At 72.6% G+C, this 20,812-nt stretch carries 14 protein-coding genes; 12 read left to right on the forward strand and 2 right to left on the reverse strand.

Annotation, left to right across the window (positions count from 1 at the left end):
* Window positions 1-32: 32 nt before the first annotated feature.
* Genes Q9S36_RS21245 through Q9S36_RS21285 form a run of 9 tightly spaced genes read left to right on the forward strand, consistent with a single transcriptional unit; the run spans window position 33 to window position 15,651 of the window.
* On the forward strand, window positions 33-6,086 hold the full coding sequence (locus Q9S36_RS21245; RefSeq protein ID WP_311286842.1) for an Ig-like domain-containing protein: 6,054 nt from the start codon (window positions 33-35) through the stop codon (window positions 6,084-6,086).
* 35 nt (window positions 6,087-6,121) lie between these two features.
* Window positions 6,122-7,093, forward strand: a complete 972-nt coding sequence (locus Q9S36_RS21250; RefSeq protein WP_311286843.1) for a MoxR family ATPase — start codon at window positions 6,122-6,124, stop codon at window positions 7,091-7,093.
* Window positions 7,093-8,349: a DUF58 domain-containing protein gene (locus Q9S36_RS21255; RefSeq protein ID WP_311286844.1), complete on the forward strand. Its 1,257-nt coding sequence runs from the start codon at window positions 7,093-7,095 to the stop codon at window positions 8,347-8,349. Before Q9S36_RS21250 ends, Q9S36_RS21255 begins: the two co-directional genes overlap by 1 nt.
* Window positions 8,346-10,652: a transglutaminase-like domain-containing protein gene (locus Q9S36_RS21260; protein WP_311286845.1), complete on the forward strand. Its 2,307-nt coding sequence runs from the start codon at window positions 8,346-8,348 to the stop codon at window positions 10,650-10,652. The genes Q9S36_RS21255 and Q9S36_RS21260 overlap by 4 nt, the downstream gene beginning before the upstream one ends.
* Window positions 10,649-11,005: an FHA domain-containing protein gene (locus Q9S36_RS21265; RefSeq protein WP_311286846.1), complete on the forward strand. Its 357-nt coding sequence runs from the start codon at window positions 10,649-10,651 to the stop codon at window positions 11,003-11,005. The genes Q9S36_RS21260 and Q9S36_RS21265 overlap by 4 nt, the downstream gene beginning before the upstream one ends.
* Window positions 11,006-11,007: 2 nt before the next feature.
* The gene (locus tag Q9S36_RS21270) at window positions 11,008-11,847 is read left to right on the forward strand and encodes a PP2C family protein-serine/threonine phosphatase (protein WP_396653810.1); all 840 of its coding nucleotides are present in this window, start codon (window positions 11,008-11,010) and stop codon (window positions 11,845-11,847) included.
* Window positions 11,847-13,253, forward strand: coding sequence for an FHA domain-containing protein (locus Q9S36_RS21275; protein WP_311286848.1), 1,407 nt, complete (start codon window positions 11,847-11,849; stop codon window positions 13,251-13,253). The genes Q9S36_RS21270 and Q9S36_RS21275 overlap by 1 nt, the downstream gene beginning before the upstream one ends.
* Window positions 13,250-14,926 carry a serine/threonine-protein kinase gene (locus Q9S36_RS21280; RefSeq protein WP_311286849.1) on the forward strand — a complete coding sequence of 559 codons (1,677 nt, stop codon included), beginning with the start codon at window positions 13,250-13,252 and terminating at the stop codon, window positions 14,924-14,926. Before Q9S36_RS21275 ends, Q9S36_RS21280 begins: the two co-directional genes overlap by 4 nt.
* On the forward strand, window positions 14,914-15,651 hold the full coding sequence (locus Q9S36_RS21285; RefSeq protein WP_396653807.1) for a hypothetical protein: 738 nt from the start codon (window positions 14,914-14,916) through the stop codon (window positions 15,649-15,651). Before Q9S36_RS21280 ends, Q9S36_RS21285 begins: the two co-directional genes overlap by 13 nt.
* Before the next feature lie 12 nt (window positions 15,652-15,663).
* Here the strand turns inward: Q9S36_RS21285 and Q9S36_RS21290 are convergent, their stop codons facing one another.
* Window positions 15,664-16,152: a recombinase family protein gene (locus Q9S36_RS21290; protein ID WP_311286851.1), complete on the reverse strand. Its 489-nt coding sequence runs from the start codon at window positions 16,150-16,152 to the stop codon at window positions 15,664-15,666.
* Window positions 16,153-16,195: 43 nt separating this feature from the next.
* The gene (locus Q9S36_RS21295; RefSeq protein ID WP_311286852.1) at window positions 16,196-17,203 is read right to left on the reverse strand and encodes a malate dehydrogenase; all 1,008 of its coding nucleotides are present in this window, start codon (window positions 17,201-17,203) and stop codon (window positions 16,196-16,198) included.
* A 66-nt stretch (window positions 17,204-17,269) separates the two neighbouring features.
* Between Q9S36_RS21295 and Q9S36_RS21300 the strand changes: the two genes are divergently transcribed.
* The 3 genes from Q9S36_RS21300 (at window position 17,270) to Q9S36_RS21310 (ending at window position 20,792) form a co-directional block, all read left to right on the forward strand.
* Window positions 17,270-18,139 (forward strand): neutral zinc metallopeptidase, encoded by an 870-nt coding sequence (locus Q9S36_RS21300; RefSeq protein WP_311286853.1) that lies wholly within the window; start codon window positions 17,270-17,272, stop codon window positions 18,137-18,139.
* Window positions 18,136-19,110: a prolyl aminopeptidase gene (gene pip / locus Q9S36_RS21305; protein ID WP_311286854.1), complete on the forward strand. Its 975-nt coding sequence runs from the start codon at window positions 18,136-18,138 to the stop codon at window positions 19,108-19,110. Before Q9S36_RS21300 ends, pip begins: the two co-directional genes overlap by 4 nt.
* Window positions 19,111-19,307: 197 nt before the next feature.
* Window positions 19,308-20,792 (forward strand): DEAD/DEAH box helicase, encoded by a 1,485-nt coding sequence (locus Q9S36_RS21310; RefSeq protein ID WP_311286855.1) that lies wholly within the window; start codon window positions 19,308-19,310, stop codon window positions 20,790-20,792.
* The last annotated feature ends 20 nt before the right edge of the window (window positions 20,793-20,812 follow it).

Here is a 20,812-nt window from a genome sequence, read left to right on the forward strand (position 1 = left end):
GAAAACGACCACCTCGGAGGAGGCCGAGCTCAATGAGAGCTTTTGCGTGGCTCCGCGCACGCCCGCGCGCGATCGCCTCGGCCAGTGCCGTCACCGCCTCGGCCGTCGCGCTGACGACGATGGCGTTCCTGTACGACGGCTTCCCCACCACCGAGGTCGATCTGCACGACGGCGGAGTGTGGGTCACCAAGCAGTCGAGCCTGCTCGTCGGCCACTTCAACTACGAGTCGCGCGTCCTCGACGGCGGCCTGCGCACGGCCTCCGAGGAGTACGACATCCTCCAGTCCGGCGACGACATCGTCGTGGTGGACCAGGCGGCATCCTCGGTCACGGCGATCGACCCGGCCATGGTGACGATGACCGATTCCGCCGACGTCCCCGGCGGCGCGGCCGTCGCGCTCGGCGGCACCACTGTCGCGATCCTCGACCCCGAGAGCGGCGCCCTGTGGGCGCTTCCCGCCGACGGTGTGGGCGGTTTCGACATCGAGGGCACCGAGCCCGTCGACACCCTCGGCGCCGGTGCGGCGCTCGCCGTCGGGACCGACGGCACCGTCTACGCCGCCTCGTCCGAGCAGAAGGAGCTCGTCACCGTGCCGGCCGTGCCGGACGGCAGCTTCGGCGAGCCGCAGCGCACCGAACTGGGCGACATCGCCGACGGCGCCGAGCTCGCCGTCACCGCCGTGGGCGGCACCGCGGTCGTGCTCGATCGCACCGGCGGCACCCTCGTGAGCACGGGCGGCCTCCGCGCCGATATCGCCGACGCCGAAACCGCACGGCTGCAGCAGCCGTCGGGGGCATCGGACGCCGTGGCCGTGGCCACCGCGTCGACCCTCGTCCGGGCGCCGCTGGACGGCTCCGAACCGGTCGTCGTCGACGCCGGCGCCGAGGGGGCTCCGGCCGAGCCGGTGTCGCTGGCAGGCTGCACCTACGGCGTGTGGTCGGGTTCGGCATCCTTCATCCGCGACTGCATCGGCGAGGCCGACGACCTCGCCACGACCGTGGAGGGCGTCGACGACGACGCCGAACTGGTCTTCCGCGTGAACCGCGACGTCATCGTCCTCAACGACATCCGTGGCGGATCCGCGTGGATGGCCGCTGACGACCTGCAGCAGGTCGACAACTGGGACGACATCACCCCGCCCGAGGGCGAGGCCGAGGAGAACGACGAGGAGACCACGGACGAGACGGTCGAGACGACGCTCCCCGAGCGCACCGACAAGAACACCGTCCCCGAGGCCGTCGACGACGACTTCGGCGTGCGCCCCGGCCGCACCACCGTGCTGCCCGTGCTCGACAACGACACCGACGCCGACGGTGACATCCTCACCGTGACGCTGCCGGACGGCGGCCCGTCGCTCGGCGAGGTGCAGACGATCAACAACGGCGCGGGGCTGCAGATCGCCGTGCCCGAGTCGGCGAACGGGTCCGCCCGCTTCCCGTACCGCATCGACGACGGCCGCGGCGGCTCCGACACCGCCACGGTGACGCTGTCGGTTCGCCCCGACACCGTCAACGGCGCTCCGAGCCAGAAACGCACGACCTCGCTGCAGGTCGAGGCCGGCGGTGTGGTCACCCACAACGTGCTGCCCGACTGGATCGACCCCGACGGAGACGACATCTTCCTCAGCGGCGTCGAGGCCGAGCCCGGCGACGAAGTGGACTTCACCCCCGACGGGCGCATCACCTACCGCTCGATCAACGGGGTGCAGGGCCGCAAGGACATCGCCATCACGGTGTCCGACACGCAGAAGTCGACCGCCGGCATCCTGCGCCTGGATGTCCGCCCCGTCGGCTCCACCTCTCCGGTCACCAACGCCGACCACGTGGTCACGAGGGCGGGTGTGCCCGTCGAGGTCTCGCCGCTGCTGAACGACCTCTCGACCGGTCGCGAACCGCTGCGGCTCACGCGGGTCGACGAGGTGCCGGGCGCTGCGGTCGTGCCTGATTTCTCGGACTCCACTTTCACCTTCACCTCGAACGCCGTCGGCACCTATTACGTGCAGTACCTCGCTTCGGCCGGCGCCAAGAACGCCCTGGGTGTCGTGCGCGTCGACGTGCTCGAGGACGCCGACGAGGATGCCGCACCCGTCGCGGTGCGCGACGTCGCCCTGCTGCCGAGCGGCGGCGAGGTGCTCGTCGCGGCGCTCGCGAACGACATCGACCCGGCGGGCGGGATCCTCGTGATCCAGTCCGTCTCGATCGAGTCCGACAGCGGTGTCTCGGTCTCGGTCCTCGGGCACGAGACGCTGCGCGTCAGTGACCAGGGTGCACTGTCGACCCAGGTGACGGTGAAGTACACGATCTCCAACGGCATCCGCAGCGCCGAGGGCGAAGTGGTCGTCATCCCCGTTCCCGGGCCCGAGAAGCTGCGCCCGCCGGTCGCCGACGACGACAAGGCCGTCGTCCGCGCCGGAGACGTCGTGACCATCCCCGTGCTCGACAACGACTACCACCCCAACGGCGACACCATCCACGTCGCCCCCGATCTCGTCGAGCCGCTCCCGGCCGCCGACGCGGGCGACATCTTCGTCTCGCAGGACACCATCCGCTTCAAAGCGGGCCCCGAGGCGGGCACCGTCTACGCCACCTACGAAGTCGTCGATTCCACCGGGCAGAAGGATGCCGGCTACGTCACGATCCAGGTGCTCCCCGTCGACGAGGAGACCAACCAGACCCCGCGCCCCCGTGACGTGACCGCGCGGGTGCTCGCCGGTTCGCAGGTGCGCATCCCGATCCCTCTGGACGGCATCGACGCCGACGGCGACTCGGTCGACCTCGTGGGCCTGGCCTCGGCGCCCGAGAAGGGCCGCGTCGTCGAAACCGGCGCGACGTACCTGGAGTACCAGGCCGACGTCGAGGCATCCGGCACCGACACCTTCACCTACCGCGTGCGCGACCGCCTCGGCGCAGAGTCGACCGCGACGATCCGCGTCGGCATCGCCCCGCCCGAGGCACGCAACCAGGCGCCGTACGCCGTCAAGGACACCGTGGTGATGCGTCCCGGGCGCTCGGTCGCGGTGCCGGTGCTCACGAACGACTCCGACCCCGAGGGCGATGCGATCGGCCTGGTCGCCGGGGGGCTCATCCTCCCGGACGTCCCGGGGCTCGAGGCCGAGGTGCTCGGCGACCGCGTGATCGTCACCTCGCCGGACGAGGAGCTCGAGACCTCGCTGCAGTACACGATCCGCGACGCCCGCGGCGCCGAGGCCATCGCGGTGCTCCAGGTCACGGTCGACGAGGACGTCCCGCTGCTGCGTCCGATCGCACGCGACGACCGTGTCCTGCCCGAGGACGTGGACGGACCGACGGTCGACCTCGAGGTGCTCGCCAACGACGAGGACCCCGACGGCACGGTCGCCGCGCTCACCGTCGAGGTCGACGACCCGGTGGCCCAGGCGCGTCCGGACGGCACCGTCCGCATCACGCTCGACGACGAGGAGCACCTCGTCACCTACACGATCACCGACGAAGACGGCCAGATCGCGTCGGCGTTCATCCGCGTCCCCTCGCTCGACGACCTGCCGCCCACGCTCATCACCACCACCGGGATCGAGGTCGACAGCGGCGAGACCGTCGAGATCCCGCTGTCCGAGCACGTCCGCGCCGCCGGCGACCGAGATGTCGTGATCACCGAGGCGGCCAAGGTCAGCGCGGTGCACTCGAACGGCGCCGAGCTCGTGAAGGACCAGCGCACGCTCGTCTACACCTCGGCCGACGGCTACTACGGCCAGGACGCCATCACCTTCGAGGTGACCGACGGCACCGGGCCCGACGATCCCGAGGGCCGCAAGGCCACGCTGACGATGCCCGTCACCGTCCGACCGCCGGCCAACCAGCAGCCGACGTTCGTCGACGGCGAGATGAACGTCGCCCCCGGCGAGGACGCGACGGGGCTCGACCTGCGCTCGCTCACGACCGATCCCGACGAGGGCGACATCGACGGCATGAGCTACACCGTCGTCGGCGGTGCCCCCGCCGGTCTGACGGCGAGCATCGAGGACGGCTCGACGCTGCGTGTCGGCGCCGCCGCCGACACCCCGAAGGGCACGCAGGCCACCATCGGGCTGCGCATCACCGACGGCGAGACCGATCCGATCGAGGGCACGGTCGTCGTGACCGTCACCGCCTCCACCCGGCCTCTCGCCACCGCGAACGACGACGTGCTGCCGCGCGTCGACCAGGGGAGCACCGTCGAGGTACCGGTGCTCGACAACGACTTCAACCCGTTCCCCGAGACGCCGCTGACCCTCGTGTCGGCCGTCACGCAGACCGGCGACGGCCGCGCGGAGGTGAGCGGCGACCGCGTCGCGGTGAGTCCGTCCGCCAGCTTCGTCGGCACGATGGTGGTCCGCTACCGCGTGCAGGACGCCACCGGCGACCCCGACCGCGAGGTCGAGGGCCTCATCACGATCACGGTGCAGGGTCGCCCCGACGCCCCGGGAACGCCCACCGTCTCGAGCGTGCAGGACCGCACGGTCGTGCTGGCGTGGACCCCGCCCGTCGACAACGGCTCGCCCATCACCGGCTACACCGTCAGCTCGACCCGCGGCGACTACGTCAAGCAGTGCGCGTCGACGACGTGCACGCTGGACGGGCTGACCAACAACGTCGAGTACAACTTCACCGTCGTCGCCGCCAACGCCGTCGGCGAGTCCGACCCGTCGCCGCCGTCCGAGACGGCGCGCCCCGACGCCCGCCCCGACACCCCGCAGCCGCCGACGCTGACCTTCGGCGACCAGAGCCTCAACGTCGCCTGGCAGACGCCGACGACGCCGGGCTCGCCGGTCGAGACCTTCACCCTCGAGATCTCGCCGGCCCCGCCGTCGGGTGTCTCGCAGAAGACCAACGTCACCGGCAACACGCTGGTGTGGGAGGGCCTCGAGAACGGCGCGTCGTACCAGGTCCGCGTGCGCGCGCACAACCGCGCTCCCGAGCCCTCGAGCTGGAGCGGCTGGTCGGCGAGCGAAGTGCCCGCCCGTGCCCCCGAGCCCGTCGCTGCTCCGTCGACGCAGCGCCTGGAGCCGGTGGGCGAACAGGCCCAGATGCAGGTCTCGTGGTCGCCGCCCGCGAACAACGGCGCCGCCATCTCGGTCTACCAGCTGCAGGTGCTCCGCGGCGGCGCGGTGGTCAACACCATCGAGACCTCGGCGACGAGCCAGGCCGTCGTGATCGAGACCTCCACCACCGACTACACGTTCCGCGTCCGCGCGAACAACAAGGCCGGGTGGGGCGAGTACGGGCCGAACTCGGCGCCGCGGCGGGCGTTCGTCGCGCCCGACGCGCCCACGAACGTCTCGGCGCGCCCGGGCGATCGCAGCCTGCAGATGTCGTTCACCGAGCCCGACGGCAACGGCGCGACACAGTCCGAGATGCGCTACGAGTACTCGCTGAACGGCGGCAACTGGCAGGCGCTCGCCGGCAACCGGCTCATCACCGGACTCAACAACGGCACCGACTACCAGGTCCGCATCCGCGCCTACACGGCCCTCGACGGCGTGCGCTACAACGGCGCTCCGTCGGCGCCCTCGGCGGCCCAGCGGCCCTACGGGCCGGTGGGCACGCCCAGCGCGGACGCGAGCCGCAGCGGACGCGACATCACGTTCTCGTGGGGCGCGCCCGCCCCCAACGGCCGTGCCATCCAGCAGGTGCAGATCCGCATCGACGGCGGTGGGTGGCAGGACGTCGCCAAGAACGGTTCGCGCACCAACACCTACGCCTACAGCACGACGCACCGCATCGACGTGCGCGCCTTCGACACCGAGGGCCAGGTGAGCCCCATCGCGTCCGCGCAGGCCACCACGGTCGATGAGCCGAGGGCGGTCGCGCGCACCGGCAAGGGCTCGAGCGTGAGCAGGTCCGACTGCACCTCGGCGTCGTGCGCGTACTTGACGCTCACCGTCGAGAACTTCCCCGCCGGCAGTTACAACCTCTCGTGTGAGCGCGAGGGTCGCACCTTCGTCGCCGCCCGGTCGTACAACGTTCCCCGCAACGGCACCATCCAGCTCGGCTGCTACTTCGGCTACCCCGGCGAGCAGGTCTGGGTGAGGATCCACGGCTGGGGCGACGCCCAACGGATCACCTGGTAGAAGCACTCCCGACACCTCGGAAAGAAACGACTGACATGACGATGACCCCGGAACAGGCCGCCTGGTTCCAGTCCACCTTCACGCGCCTGGTCGACAACGTCGACCGCGCGCTCATGGGCAAGCGCGAGGTCGTCGGACTCGTGCTGTCGGCGATGCTCGCCGAGGGCCACGTGCTGCTCGAGGACGCGCCGGGCACCGGCAAGACGAGCCTCGCGAAGGCCCTCGCCGCCACCGTCCAGGGCTCGAGTGCGCGCATCCAGTTCACCCCCGACCTGCTGCCCTCCGACGTCACCGGCGTGACGATCTACGACCAGGCCCAGCACCGCTTCGAGTTCCACAAGGGACCCGTCTTCGCCTCGATCGTGCTGGCCGACGAGATCAACCGCGCCTCTCCCAAGACGCAGTCGGCGCTGCTGGAGGTCATGGAGGAGTCGCGCGTGACGGTGGACGGCACCGCGCACGAGGTGGGCCGGCCGTTCCTCGTCGTCGCCACGCAGAACCCCATCGAGCAGGCGGGCACCTACAAGCTGCCCGAGGCGCAGCTGGACCGCTTCCTGGTGAAGACGTCGATCGGCTACCCCGAGCTCGACGTCGCCGAGCGCATCCTCGCCGGCTCGGCCGACCGCAACCCGTCGGCGCACCTGCCCGCCATCATCACCACCGGCGCGGTCGCCGACATGGCCGACCTCGCCTCGACCGTCCACGTCGAGGGCGCCGTGCTGCGGTACGCCGCCGAGCTGGCCGCCGCGACGCGCGAGGACCCGGCGACCCGCCTGGGCGTCTCGGTGCGCGGCTCGATCGCGATGATCCGCATCGCGAAGGTCTACGCCGCCTCGAACGGCCGTCACTACGTCACCCCCGACGACATCAAGACCCTGGTCGGCCCGGTGTGGACCCACCGTCTGGTCATGGACCCCGAGGCCGAGTTCTCGGGCACCACCGCCGAGACGGTCATCGCGCGCGTCGTCGAGTCGATCGCCGCCCCGCAGGCGAGGTCCGCCGCCTGATGACCGCCGAGACGCTCGCCCCGGCCGCTGCGCCCGCGCAGCGGCGTTCGTGGACGGATGCCGTGACCCCGGTCGCCGCATCCGTGCAGCGGCGCGCGCGTCTGGTGCTGGGCGTCTTCCGACCCGCGGCCTGGGTGCTCGTGGGAGCGGCCGTCGTGCTCTGGGTCGCCGGGCAGGGGCTCGGGTGGTGGGAGCTGACGGTCTCCGCCGTCGTCATCGCCACCACGCTGGCGCTGTGCGCGCTGTTCCTCATCGGACGCACCGCCTACGACGTCGCCCTCGACCTCGGGCGCACGCGCGTCATCGTGGGGGAGCGGGCCGTCGGCACGCTGACACTGTCGAACACCGGCGACCGTGCGATCCTGCCGTCCCGGGTGGTGCTGCCCGTCGGCGCGGGCCGTGGCGAGTTCGCCGTGGGCCGGCTCGGTCCCGGTGCCTCGGTCGACGAGCTGTTCGCCATCCCGACCACCCGCCGCGCCGTCCTGGCCGTCGGCCCGGTCAGCGTCGTCCGCGGTGATCCGCTCGGCCTGTTCGAGCGCGTGCACAACCGCGACGAGCCGGTCGACCTGTTCGTCCACCCGCGCACCGTGCCCTTCGAGGGGCAGTCGCTCGGCTTCTTCCGCGACCTCGAAGGGCTCGCCGCGCGCGATCTGTCTCCCGACGACGTGTCCTTCCACGCCCTGCGCGAGTACCAGCCGGGCGACGACCTGCGTCACGTGCACTGGAAGTCCACCGCCCGCACCGGTTCGGTCATGGTGCGCCAGTACGAAGAGACCCGCCGCTCGCACTTCGTCCTCGCCCTCTCGTGCAACCCCGCCGAGTACGCCGGCGACGACGAGTTCGAGCTCGCCATCTCGGCCGCCGGCTCGCTCGGGCTCCGCGCCGTCCGCGACTCGCGCCAGGTCGACCTGCAGGTGCAGGGTCGGCGTCACAGCGCCGAGACCGGCAAGAAGCTCCTCGACGCCCTGTCCGCGCTGGAGCCCTCCAAGCCCCGTGGCGGCGGCATCCGCGACCTCGCCGTGAGCGTCGCGGCATCCCTTCCCGCCGCCAGCGTCGTCGTCCTCCTCACCGGTTCCCGGACGGACGCCGCCACCCTGCGCGCCGCGTGCGCGCGCCTGCCGTACGGCACCCGCGTGCTCGCCATCGTCGCCCACGCCGGCGCCGCCCCCGCCCTCCGCCGCATCGCGGACGCCGACGTCGTGACGGTGGGCGCGCTGGAGGAGCTCCCCTCGGCCCTGCGACGGGTGCTCGCATGAGGCCCGCCGCGCTCACCACGCGTCGCTGGATCCTCGACCTGACGGCGGCGGCGCTGCTGCTGGCCGTGCCGGTGGCCGGATTCTGGCCCACCTACTCCGGCCCCGGGTACCTCGTGGCGGCGATCGGCGGCCTCGTTCTCGGGCTGGCCGTGGCCGCGCTCGGCGCGTGGCGACGCTTCGGCGTGCTGACGCTCGCGGGCATCACGGTGCTGGTGTACTTCCTCTTCGGCGGAGCCCTCGCGCTGTCGCACACCACGATCCTGGGCGTCATCCCGACGCTGCAGACGTGGGGCATGCTGGCGCTCGGCGTCGTGACGTCGTGGAAAGAGCTGCTCACCACCGTGGCGCCCGTCCCGGCCGGCGAGGGCTTCCTCATCGTCCCGTTCCTGCTCACCCTCGTGGCGAGCGTGCTGACGGCGAGTATGGCGCTGCGCGCGCGCCGCGCCGCGTGGGCGCTCCTGCCGGCCGGGGGATTCCTGGCCGTGCAGATCGCGCTCGGCACCGCCCAGCCCGCCGTCCCCGTGGTCGAGGGCGTCGTGTTCGCCGTCGTCGCGACCGGGTGGCTCGCGATGCGCCAGTCGTGGACCCCGCAGCAGGCCGCGATCCCGCTCGGCGACGACGGCGACCCCACCGCCCAGGGATCCGTGCGGCGCCTGGCGCTCGGCGCCGGGGTCGTGGCCGTCGCCGTGGCAGTCGGCGTCGTCACCAGCGGACTTGCCGCGCCGGCATCCCCCCGATACGTCCTTCGCGACGTGGTGATCCCGCCGTTCGACATCCGCGAGTTCCCGAGCCCCCTGCAGTCCTTCCGCGCGTACGTTCGTGACGACGCCGAGACGCCGCTGTTCACCGCGACGGGCCTGCCCGAAGACGCCCGCGTGCGGATCGCCGCGATGGACGCGTATTCGGGCACGGTCTACAACGTCTCGGACGAGGGTGCGGGCGCTTCGAGCGCCTTCACGCCCGTCCGGTCCGAGATGTCGCCCGACGCCCAGGGCGAGTCCGCCCGCGTCCGCATCGAGATCGGCGACTACGACGCCGTGTGGATGCCGGGGGTCGGCGCTGTGGAATCCGTCGCCTTCGACGGCGAACGAGCCGAGGAGCTGCGCCGCACCGCCCACTACAACCCGTCGACGCAGACCGGCGTCGTCACCAGCGGGCTCCGCGAGGGCGACGCCTACGACCTCGAGGTCGTTGTGCCGTCGTTCCCGAGCGATGATGCCCTCGCGGACGTGGCCTTCGCCCCCGTGAAGATGCCGACGCAGCGCGCCGTGCCGCAGGAGTTCGCCGAGCTCGCCTCGGACGCGACCGCCGACGCCGAGACCCCGATCGAGCGGGTGCGGGCACTGCAGACGATGCTGTCCGAGGGGGGCTTCTTCAGCCACGGTCTCGAGGGGGAGCCGCTGTCGCGCGCGGGTCACGGCTCGGAGCGCATCTCGACCCTGCTCGGCTCGGAGCAGATGGTCGGCGATGACGAGCAGTACGCCGTCGCCATGGCGCTGCTCGCCCGGCAGATCGGCATCCCCGCCCGCGTGGTCATGGGCTTCCACCCCGACGAGGACGCGCCGTTGACGGGCGACACGTTCACCGCGACGGGCGAGAATCTGCACGCGTGGGTCGAGGTCGCGTTCGACGGCGTCGGCTGGGTGCCCTTCGACCCCACGCCGCCCGAGGATCAGGTCCCGAGCGATCAGACCACCAAGCCCCGCGCCGACCCCAAGCCGCAGGTGCTGCAGCCGCCGCCCCCGCAGCAGGCTCCGGTCGACATGCCGCCCACCATCCCCGACGAGCGCGAGGCCGACGAGGACGAGGAGGGGCCGGCGGGTCTCATCCTGCTGATCGCCGCGATCGTCGGCATCAGCCTGATGGTGCTCGCCCTGCTCGCGTCGCCCTTCCTCATCATCGGGGCGATCAAGGCGACGCGTCGCCGGCGGCGCCGCGAGGCGGAGCGGGCAGCCGATCGCATCAGCGGCGGGTGGGACGAACTCGTCGACCGCGCGGTGGACTACGGCACCCCCGTGCCCGCCGGTGCCACGCGCACCGAGGACGCGGCCGTGGTCCGCTCGGCGTTCGACGAGCCCGCGGTGGCGACCCTGGCGCACCGCGCCGACGCAGAGGTGTGGGGCCCCTCCGACCCCAGCGCCGAAGACATCGACGAGTTCTGGCGTCAGGTGGACGAGATCGTCGGCACCATGGGTGCCCGCTCGTCGCTGTGGCGCCGGATCCGCGCGCGGCTGAGCGTGCGCTCGCTCCTGGCCGGGACGAGATTCGCCCGCTCGGCGCGGAAGGGAGCCCCGGCCTCATGACCACGATCCTCGACGACTCCCTGTCGCGGACGGGGCTTCTGGCCTCGCTGACGTGGGACGACGGCACGTGCACGGCCGTCTACGGACGGACGGTGTTCGGGCGCAATCCGATCGACGAGTCGGGAGCGGTCTGCGTGGCGGTCCGCGACGAGACGCTGACGATCTCGAAGACCCACTTCGAGATCGGCGCCGACGACGCCGGACCCTGGATCGTGGACCGGCGCTCCTTCAACGGCACGGTCCTCGTTCGCGGCGGAGTGCGGCGCACGCTCGTGCCCGGGCTTCCGACGAGTCTGCGCCCCGGCGACCGGCTCGAGTTCGGCGACCGCAGCGTCGCGGTGGACGCCCCGTGAGCGTGTCGCGGCCGATCACGGTCCGAGCCGGCTCCGCGACCGACACGGGCCTGCGGCGAAAGGTGAACGAGGACTCCCACCTCGCCGCGGCCCCGCTGTTCCTCGTGGCCGACGGCATGGGCGGTCATCGCGCGGGCGAGATCGCCAGCGCCGCCGTCATCACCGCGTTCGCCGAGTTGGCCGGGCGCGAGAGCCTCACCATCCACGACGTGCGCTCGGCTTTCGACACGGCGAGGCGGCGGGTCGTCGAGCTGCCCCCGGGCGCCGGCGCGGGTGCCGGCACGACGCTCGCGGGTGTGGCCGTGGCCGACGTCGACGGCGAGGGCTACTGGCTCGCCATCAACCTGGGGGACTCCCGCACCTACCGCCTGCACGGCGAGACGTTCGAGCAGATCAGCGTCGACCACTCCGTCGTGCAAGAGCTCGTCGACAGCGGCGAGCTCGATCCCGCGGACGCGGCGCGCGACTCCCGTCGGCACGTGATCACCCGGGCGATCGGCGCCGGCACCGTCTCGGAACCGGACTACTGGCTCCTCCCCGCCGAGACCGGCGACCGCATCCTGGTCTGCTCGGACGGACTGACCGCCGAGGTCGCCGACGCGCGCATCCGCGAGCTGCTCCAGGGCGAAGCCGACCCCCAGCAGGCGGCGACCCGCCTCGTCCACGAGGCGCTGCTGCACGGCGGGCGCGACAACATCACCGCGATCGTCGTCGACGCCGTCGAGGTCGCGCACCGAGGCCGCCCGGAGCCGGGGTTCGACGACACCGCACCTGCGCTCCCGGCGACCGAGGATGTCGATGGCGATACACTGCCGCGAGTCATGTCCGGAGGGGGAATCTGATGGCGGTGCTCTACGCGCCCGGAGACATGCCCGTCGTGGTCACGGCTCAGGGCGTCGCCGCCCTGGGTGCCGGGGTCGAGGCGGACCTCGCCGTTGCGGTGTGGCGGAAGGTCGCCGACGGGCGCGGGCTGGGCGGCGTCCTCGAGGCCCTCACCGGCGCCTTCGGCGCGTCGCTCGACGCCATTCCGCCGTTCGTCGTCGCGCTCGCCGAGGGCGCGGGCGTGCGCGTGATCGTCCGCGGCGACCTCGAGGCGACGGTCCACGCCGCCGGCGGAAGCCAGACCGTGTCGGGCGCCGGAGTCACCACGTGGAACGAGCGCGCGGTGCCCGACGTGTCACGCATCGAGATCGGCGCATCGGATGCCGCGGCCTCACTGCCGGTCTCGGACGGGGTCGTGCTCGCCGCGGCCCTGGCCTGGGTTCGCAGCGACCTCGCCGCCGGTGCCGATGGCGACGCCGACGTGGTCGCTCCGGCGTCGGCGCCTGTGCCCGCGCCGACGGCTGCCCCCACGCCGAAGCCGGCGTCTGCGCCCGCTGCGGATCCGATCTCCGAGCCGAAGGCGGCCCCGCAGCCCGAGCCCGAAGCCGAGCTCGAGCCGGAGCCCGAGCCTGCACCGGAGCCGGAGCCTGCACCGGAGCCCGAGCCTGCACCGGAGCGCCCCGTACCGCCGCCGTTTCCCGCGCCCGTGGTGATCACACCCCCCGCCGCACCCGCGCGCCCGGCCGTACCCGCGCGCCCCACCGCTCCGACGGCGCTCATCGACTCCGCCGCGGTGAAATCCATGGCCGACACGCTGCTGCCCGTCGACTCGACGGTGTCGCCGCAGGCGGCGGCCGACGGCGAGGTGGATGAGACGGTCGTGGGCGTCCGCGCCTCCGCGCGGGCGGCCGAACGCGAGGCTCCCGCCGAGACGGTCGTCCGCGGCGACGTGTCGACGGCGCAGACCGGCCCGGACGTCGGCGATCACGACGGCGCCACCATCTCGGTCGCCGAGGCCCGGCGTCTGCGTGAGACCGGCGGCGCCCTCGACGACCCGGGCCCGCTCGCGCCCCCTCGGCTTCCCGCCCCCGGGCGGCTGCGGCTGTCGACCGGGCAGGTCCTGCGGCTGGACCGGACCGTCGTCATCGGCCGGCGACCCCGCGCCACCCGCGTGTCCGGCACCGACCTGCCGCACCTGGTCGCGGTCGACAGCCCGCAGCAGGACATCTCGCGCAGCCACCTCGAGCTGCGCGTCGAGGGCGACAGCATCGTGGCGACCGACCTGCGGACGACCAACGGCACGACACTGCTGCGCACGGGCTCGGACCCGGTGCGCCTGCACCCCGGTGAGGCGAGCGTCGTCGTTCCGGGTGACGTGCTCGACCTGGGCGACGGCATCACGGTGACCATCGAGGACCTGGCATGAGTGCACAGCGCGCCCCCATGCGCCCGCCGGCGCTGCCGGGCTTCACCTACCTCGACGTGCTCGGCTCCGGCGGATTCGCCGACGTGTACCTGTACGAGCAGCAGCTGCCCAAGCGCCGTGTCGCGGTCAAGGTGCTTCTCACCGAGCGCATGTCCAGCGGATCGGTGGCCGAGTTCACCGCCGAGGCGAACGTCATGGCCATGCTGTCGACGCACCCGGCCATCGTCACGATCTACCAGGCGGGGGTCGCCGACGACGGCCGGCCGTACCTGGTCATGGAGTACTGCCCCAAGCCGAACCTGCAGGCGCGCTACCGCCGTGAGCCGTTCTCGGTCGCCGAGTCGCTGCGAGTCGGCGTGCAGGTCGCCGCCGCAGTCGAGACCGCGCACCGGGCCGGCGTCCTCCACCGCGACATCAAACCGGCCAACATCCTGGTGACCGAGTACAACCGGCCCGCCCTGACCGACTTCGGGATCGCCTCGACGACGGCGGCCGCCGCCGACTCGCAGGGGTTGTCCATCCCGTGGTCGCCGCCGGAGTCCTTCGCCGACGTCCCCCGTTCCGACCCGCGGTCGGACGTGTGGGCGCTCGGAGCGACCGTCTACTCGCTGCTGGCCGGCAGATCCCCCTTCGAGACCCCGGGCGGTCGGAATACCGCGGCCGACCTGATCGACCGCATCGAGCGCGGGCCGCTGCCCCCGCTCGGCCGCGCCGATGTCCCGGCCGCCCTCGAGGCGACGCTCGAGCGGGCGATGGCGAAGTCCCCGGCCGACCGTTACGACACCGCGATCGCCTTCGCGCGCTCGCTGCAGAAGGTGCAGATCGAGCTGTCGCATTCGGTGACCGCCATCGACATCCTCGACGACGGCCTGCCCGAAGACGAGGTCGACGACGAGGACGACGGGCTCACGCGCGTGCGCGGCATCGTCAGCATCGACCCCGAGACCGCCCCGGCGGCCGGCCCGACCCGGCCCTCGTTCGTTGCGCCGGTCACCGACACCGGGGTCGACGCCACGGTCGTCCGCGACTCCCGCGACCGCACCGCCCGCAGGGAGATCCCCACGTTCGGGACCGCCGACTTCGAGACCGTCGTCCGGGCCGATGCCGTGTCGTCCGAGACGGATGCCGGGCACACGGTGCTGCGCGCCCCCGCACCGCGGGTCGCCCCGACTCCGCCGGTCGTCGCCGGAGCGGAACCGACCGACGCGGCGCCCGCTCCCGAGACCACAGGCGCCACCGGCCCGACCGACAGCCCCCGCACCCGCACTCCCCGGTGGCTGTGGTTCGCCGCGGCCGCGGCGGTCGTCGTGGTCGCCGTCGTCGTCGCGGTGTCGCTTCCCGGCATCCTCTCGCCCGACACCGGTGCGACTCCGGCGCCGACCACGGCGGCCCCGCAGGACCCGGTCGTCCTGTCGGTGCCCTCGCCCGAGGACCTCGCCGGCAGCGCCTCCGGCGACCGCGTCGTCTTCACCTGGAACAACCCGTCGCCGCAGGACGGCGACCGCTACCTGTGGGGCGTCGTCACGCGCGCCGATGAGGACCCCGACCTGCAGCCGGTGTCCGAGGCCTCGGTCACCGTGCCCGCCGACCCGTCCGGCTCCACCTGCATCGAGGTCCGCACCGTCCGCGAAGGCGGGCAGGCCTCCGATCCCGTGCGGGGGTGTGCGCCGTGACCGTCACCGAGGCCTCGCCCGCGCTCGCCGTCGAGTTCGCCGGCGAGACCTTCACGGTCGACCCCGACCAGGTCTTCACCGTGGGGCGGGACGGCGACCTGGCCATCGACGACAACCTCTTCCTGCACCGCCACTTCTTGACGATCGAGCACGTCGGGGGGCTGTGGCTGCTCTCGAACGTCGGCTCGCGCCTGTCGGCGACGGTCACGGACTCGGCCAGCCGCGTGCAGGCGTGGCTCGCTCCGGGCGCGCGGCTGCCGCTCGTCTTCGCCTCGACGTCGGTGATCTTCAGCGCGGGGCCGACCACCTACGAGCTGACGATCCACTCCACGGCTCCCGCGTTCCGGGAGATGTCGCAGCTCGACGCCGCGGAGGACGGGATGAGCACCATCGGCGAAGTGCCGCTCACCCTCAGCCAGCGCCTCATGATCCTCGCTCTCGCCGAGCCCGTGCTCAAGCGCGAGGGCACCGGCATGAGCGACCTGCCGACGTCGGCGCAGGCCGCCGAACGGCTCGGGTGGACCCTCACGCGCTTCAACCGCAAGCTCGACAACGTGTGCGACAAGCTCGACCGCATCGGCGTGCCGGGGCTGCGCGGCGGAGTCGGGTCGTATGCGACCAACCGCCGGGTGCGCCTGGTCGAGCACGCGATCGCCGCGCGCCTGGTGACGCGGGAGCATCTGCCGCTGCTCGACGCTCCGGACGAGGCGGGCGACGACGCCTGAGCCCCGTCCGGCTCAGCGTCCGGGGTCGGCCAGGTGCCGGCTGCCGTGACTGAGCACCTTCACCACGACGCCGCGGCGGTGCAGCTCGGCGACCGTGCGCGTCTCCTCGTCGATGTTGCGCCCCAGCGCGTGGACGTTCGCCACCACCAGCACGTCGCCGCCCGTCAGCGTCCCGAACAGCCGGACCAGACGTTCCTCCCACGACTCGAGCGTCTCGGGGGCCGGATGCCGGAACCCCTCGATCGGCACGCCGAACCGCGTCAGCTCGTTGCGCTGCTCGACCACTGAGGGCATGTCGTCCCTGGAGATGACCAGACCGACCAGTCGTGACCCGGACGGACGCGCACGCCACCAGTGCCGGTCCTGCTGCAGCTCGGTGAAGCAGCGCGGGCATTCCGCAGCGGGATGCGGCAGGTGCAGCGGCGCCGTGTCGACCCCCGTGGCGGGCGCATGCGTGTGGGCGTGCGTCGCGGCATCCGTCGAATGCGTCGTGTCGGTCATGGGGGCTCCCTCGCTTCGGACCATTGTCCCCCACGGCGCCGCTTCAGAGGATGCCGAGGGCGGCCACGGCCTCGCGTTCGGCGACGAGCTCTGCGACGGACGCGTCCAGTCGGGCGCGTGAGCGGTCGTCGAGCGAAAGACCCTCGACGACCCGGTAGCCGGTGCCGTCCGAGACGACGGGGAATGAGCACACGAGTCCCTCGGGAACGCCGTACTCCCCGCGCGAGACGACCGCCGCCGACGTGCGGTGACCCCGCGTGCCGAGTACGTCGTCCCGCACGTGGTCGATCGCCGCGCCGGCCGCCGAGGCGACCGACGATGATCCCCGCACCTCGATGATCTCGGCGCCGCGCCGCGCCACCCGTGGCACGAACACGTCGTCGAGCCACGCGCGGGCGGCGTCCGGGCCGCCCAGCCGGTCGGCGAGGACGTCGACCGCGGGCACGCCGTCGACCGTCGCATGCGCCACGTCGGGGAACTGCGTGGCGGAGTGGTTGCCCCAGATGATGACGCCTTCGATGACGCCGGGTCGCACGGCGAGGGTCTCGGCCAGCTGCCCGACCGCGCGGTTGTGGTCGAGCCGGGTGAGCGCGGTGAAGCGCTCGGGCGGAATGCCGCGCGCCGCCGACGCCGCGATGAGGGCGTTCGTGTTGGCGGGGTTCCCCACCGCGACGACGCGGACGTCGGCGGCGGCGCCCGCGGCGATGGCCGCGCCCTGCGGTCCGAAGATGCCGGCGTTCGCGGCCAGCAGGTCGGCGCGCTCCATGCCCGGGCCGCGCGGGCGCGCGCCCACGAGCATGGCCACGTTGCACCCGTCGAACGCGGTGCCCGGATCGTCGGTGACCTCGACGTCGACGAGCCGCGGGAAGGCGCAGTCCTGGAGTTCGAGCGCTGCGCCCTCGGCGGCGCGCATCCCCTGCGGGATCTCGAGCAGCCGCAGGCGGACGTCGCGGTCGCCCAGCATGTCTCCCGCGGCGATGCGGAACAGGAGCGCGTAGCCGATCTGGCCTCCCGCGCCGGTGATCGTGACGGTGACAGGTGGCGGGGTCATGGGGCGAGCCTATTGCCGACTGTCAAGCGGCGTCGGGAACCGGCGACGACGGAGTACGGTGTGGCCATGACGTTCAACGACAACGCCAACGTCTCGGGCAACCGGGCGCGTCGGCGCGGGCGCGGTGCAGCCATCGCGGGCGGTGGAGTCGGCATCGGCGCCATCGCGGTGCTGCTGATCAGCCTCTTCACCGGCACCGATCTGTCCGGTCTTCTCGGGGGCGGTGGAGGCGGCGGGGCGCCGGCGCCCGAGAGCGAGATCCAGGACTGCGAGACCGGGGCCGACGCGAACGAGGACGACGCGTGCCGCATCGCCGCCGGGTCGCTCGCCATCGACCAGTTCTGGGCCGAGACGGTCGAGGGCTACCGGGAGCCCGGCGTCATCGTCGTCGACGGCGAGACCTCCACGCAGTGCGGCACCGCGTCCAACGCCACCGGGCCTTTCTACTGCCCGCCCGAAGAGACGATCTACATCGACCCGACCTTCTACGCCCTGCTGCGCGAGCGCTTCGACGCCAGCGCCGGCCCGCTCGCCCAGCTCTACGTGCTCGCCCACGAGTACGGCCACCACGTGCAGTACATCACCGGCGTCATGGAGCAGAACCCCAACAACGGCACCGGCCCCGACAGCAACGGCGTGCGCATGGAGCTGCAGGCCGACTGCTTCGCGGGCGCGTGGGTGGGCCAGATGACGGAGCAGGAGGACGAGAGCGGCACGCCGTTCCTCGAGGCGCCCACGCAGCAGCAGGTCGCCGATGCGCTCAACGCCGCCGAGACCGTCGGCGACGACCACATCCAGGAGCAGTCCGGCGGGCAGGTCAACCCCGAGTCCTGGACGCACGGTTCCAGCGACCAGCGCGAGCGCTGGTTCCGCGAGGGCTACGAAGGCGGCGTCTCGGTGTGCGACACGTTCTCCATCGCGGGGGACCGTCTGTGAGCGGTCTCCTGGACGAGATCCTCTACCCGCCCATCGAGCCGTACGAGACCGGAGAGCTGCTGGTCGGCGACGGGCATCGCGTCTACTGGGAGCAGTCCGGAAACCCCGACGGCAAGCCCGTCGTGTTCCTGCACGGCGGCCCGGGGGCCGGCACGTCGCCCTGGCACCGGCGGTTCTTCGACCCGGATCGCTATCGCATCATCCTGTTCGATCAGCGGGGCTGCGGACGGTCCACGCCGCATGCGAGCGAGCCGGCGGCCGACCTGCGCTTCAACACGACGTGGCACCTGGTGGCCGACATCGAGCTGCTGCGCCGGAACTTCGGCATCGACCGCTGGCAGGTCTTCGGCGGATCGTGGGGGAGCGCGCTCGCCCTCGCATACGCGCAGTCCCACCCGACCGCGGTGAGCGAACTGGTGCTGCGGGGGGTCTTCACCCTTCGCCGTCACGAGCTGGAGTGGTTCTACGAGGGCGGCGCGGCGGCGCTCTTCCCCGACCTGTGGGAGGAGTTCATCGCCCCCATCCCGGTGCTCGAGCGCCACCGCATGATCGAGGCGTACCACCGGCGGCTGTCGGATCCGGATCCCGCGGTGCACGTGCCCGCCGCCGTCGCGTGGTCGCGGTGGGAGGCCGCCACGCTCACGCTCCTCCCCGACGAGGAGCTCATCTCCGGAATGACCGAGGATGCTGCGGCGACCGCCTTCGCGCGCATCGAGAACCATTTCTTCGTGCACGACGGCTGGTTCGAACCCGAGCAGCTGATCCGCGGCGCGCACGCCCTGCGCGGCATCCCGGGTGTCATCGTGCAGGGGAGATATGACGTCTGCACGCCGATGATGACCGCGTGGGACCTGCACCGGGCGTGGCCCGAAGCCGAGCTCGTCGTGGTGCCGGACGCCTCGCACGCCGCCTCGGAGCCCGGCATCGCCCGCGCTCTGCGTGCCGCCGCCGACGGCTTCGCCTCCCCCTGACGGCGGCCGCCCAGCGTCGCCCTGCTAGGGTGGGGGGATCTGGCAGCGCTCCGACGCGCTTCTTGCGTCGTAGAACGCTTCCCTCGCCGCGGTCCCCCGGGATTCTCGCAGGCTGACATCTTTCGTACGGCGACCCGCGGACGAGATCCGACGCGGCACCGACCCAGGGCACCATCGTGCCCGGAGAACACACATTCATGACTGACATCACTTTCGGCGCGCTCGGCGTGCCCCAGAACCTCGTCGACGCGCTCGCGGCGGACGGCAAGACCACCGCCTTCCCGATCCAGATCGACACCCTCCCCGACACCCTCGCCGGTCGCGACGTGCTCGGCCGCGGCAAGACCGGCTCGGGCAAGACCCTCGCCTTCGCGATCCCACTCGCCGCCCGACTGGATGCCGCGAACCAGCGTCGCCGCAAGCCCCGCGGCCTCGTGCTCGCACCCACCCGCGAGCTCGCCACCCAGATCAACGCCACGCTCGAGCCCCTCGCCCGTGCCGCCGGCCTGTCGACAACCGTCATCTTCGGCGGCGTGAGCCAGCAGCGCCAGGTCCAGGCGCTCAACGACGGCGTCGACATCATCGTCGCCTGCCCCGGTCGCCTCGAAGACCTCATGAAGCAGGGCTACGTCAAGCTCGACGCCGTGCAGATCACCGTCATCGATGAGGCCGACCACATGGCCGACCTCGGCTTCCTGCCGGGCGTCACCCGCATCCTCTCGGCCACGCCGGCCGGTGGCCAGCGACTGCTGTTCAGCGCCACCCTCGACAACGGCGTGGACAAGCTCGTGGCGCGGTTCCTCAAGAACGAGGTGCTGCACTCCGTCGACGAGGCCACCTCGCACGTCGCCGCGATGACCCACCACGTCTTCTCGGTCGCCGACCCGGACGCCAAGAAGGAGGTCGTGCGCGTGCTCGCCTCAGGCACCGGCCGCCGCATCCTGTTCCTGCGCACCAAGCACCAGGCCAAGAAGCTCGCGCAGCACCTCACCGCCCGCGGCATCCCGTCGGTCGACCTGCACGGCAACCTGTCGCAGAACGCCCGTGACCGCAACCTCGCGGCGTTCTCGTCCGGCGAGGCGAAGGTGCTCGTCGCCACCGACGTCGCCGCCCGCGGCGTCCACGTCGACGACGTCGAGCTCGTCGTGCACGTCGATCCGCCCACCGAGCACAAGGCGTACCTGCACCGCTCCGGCCGCACTGCGCGCGCCGGCGCCGAGGGCTCGGTCGTGACCCTCGTGCTGCCCGAGCAGCGTCGCGACGTGACCCAGCTGCTGCGCGCCGCCGCCATCTCGGCGACGCCCGTGGCGGTGCACCACGAGTCGGCCCAGGTGACCGAGCTCGTCGGCGAGGTCGCCGCCTTCGTCACCCCCGCCCCGAAGGCCGCGCCGGTCGCCGGCACGAGCCAGGGTGCGAACGCCCAGCGCAAGCGCGCCGCACGGTCGGAGCGCGAGGGCCAGGGCGGCCAGCGTCAGGGCCAGGCTCGCGGTCAGGGCCGCGGCCGCGGTCAGGGTCAGGCGACCCAGAGCGCGGACCAGCCCGCGCGCACCGGCCAGGCCGCCGGTGCCGGCCAGCGCCGCCGCAGCGGCGGCGGCCAGGGTCGCGGGGCTGCCGCTCCGAAGCTCATGGTCGGCTCGGTCGTGCGTCCCAACGGCGGCGGCGCCCGTCGCGGCGGGCGCTGACACTCAGCTCGTCACACTCG

This window comes from Microbacterium sp. ARD31, assembly GCF_031844425.1.

Bases quoted from the DNA above. Each gene is read 5' to 3' on its own strand.
- Q9S36_RS21245 (WP_311286842.1), top strand. From the start codon at position 33: ATGAGAGCTTTTGCGTGGCTCCGCGCACGCCCGCGCGCGATCGCCTCG.
- Q9S36_RS21250 (WP_311286843.1), top strand. From the start codon at position 6,122: ATGACGATGACCCCGGAACAGGCCGCCTGGTTCCAGTCCACCTTCACG.
- Q9S36_RS21255 (WP_311286844.1), top strand. From the start codon at position 7,093: ATGACCGCCGAGACGCTCGCCCCGGCCGCTGCGCCCGCGCAGCGGCGT.
- Q9S36_RS21260 (WP_311286845.1), top strand. From the start codon at position 8,346: ATGAGGCCCGCCGCGCTCACCACGCGTCGCTGGATCCTCGACCTGACG.
- Q9S36_RS21265 (WP_311286846.1), top strand. From the start codon at position 10,649: ATGACCACGATCCTCGACGACTCCCTGTCGCGGACGGGGCTTCTGGCC.
- Q9S36_RS21275 (WP_311286848.1), top strand. From the start codon at position 11,847: ATGGCGGTGCTCTACGCGCCCGGAGACATGCCCGTCGTGGTCACGGCT.
- Q9S36_RS21280 (WP_311286849.1), top strand. From the start codon at position 13,250: ATGAGTGCACAGCGCGCCCCCATGCGCCCGCCGGCGCTGCCGGGCTTC.
- Q9S36_RS21290 (WP_311286851.1), bottom strand. From the start codon at position 16,152: ATGACCGACACGACGCATTCGACGGATGCCGCGACGCACGCCCACACG.
- Q9S36_RS21295 (WP_311286852.1), bottom strand. From the start codon at position 17,203: ATGACCCCGCCACCTGTCACCGTCACGATCACCGGCGCGGGAGGCCAG.
- Q9S36_RS21300 (WP_311286853.1), top strand. From the start codon at position 17,270: ATGACGTTCAACGACAACGCCAACGTCTCGGGCAACCGGGCGCGTCGG.
- Q9S36_RS21310 (WP_311286855.1), top strand. From the start codon at position 19,308: ATGACTGACATCACTTTCGGCGCGCTCGGCGTGCCCCAGAACCTCGTC.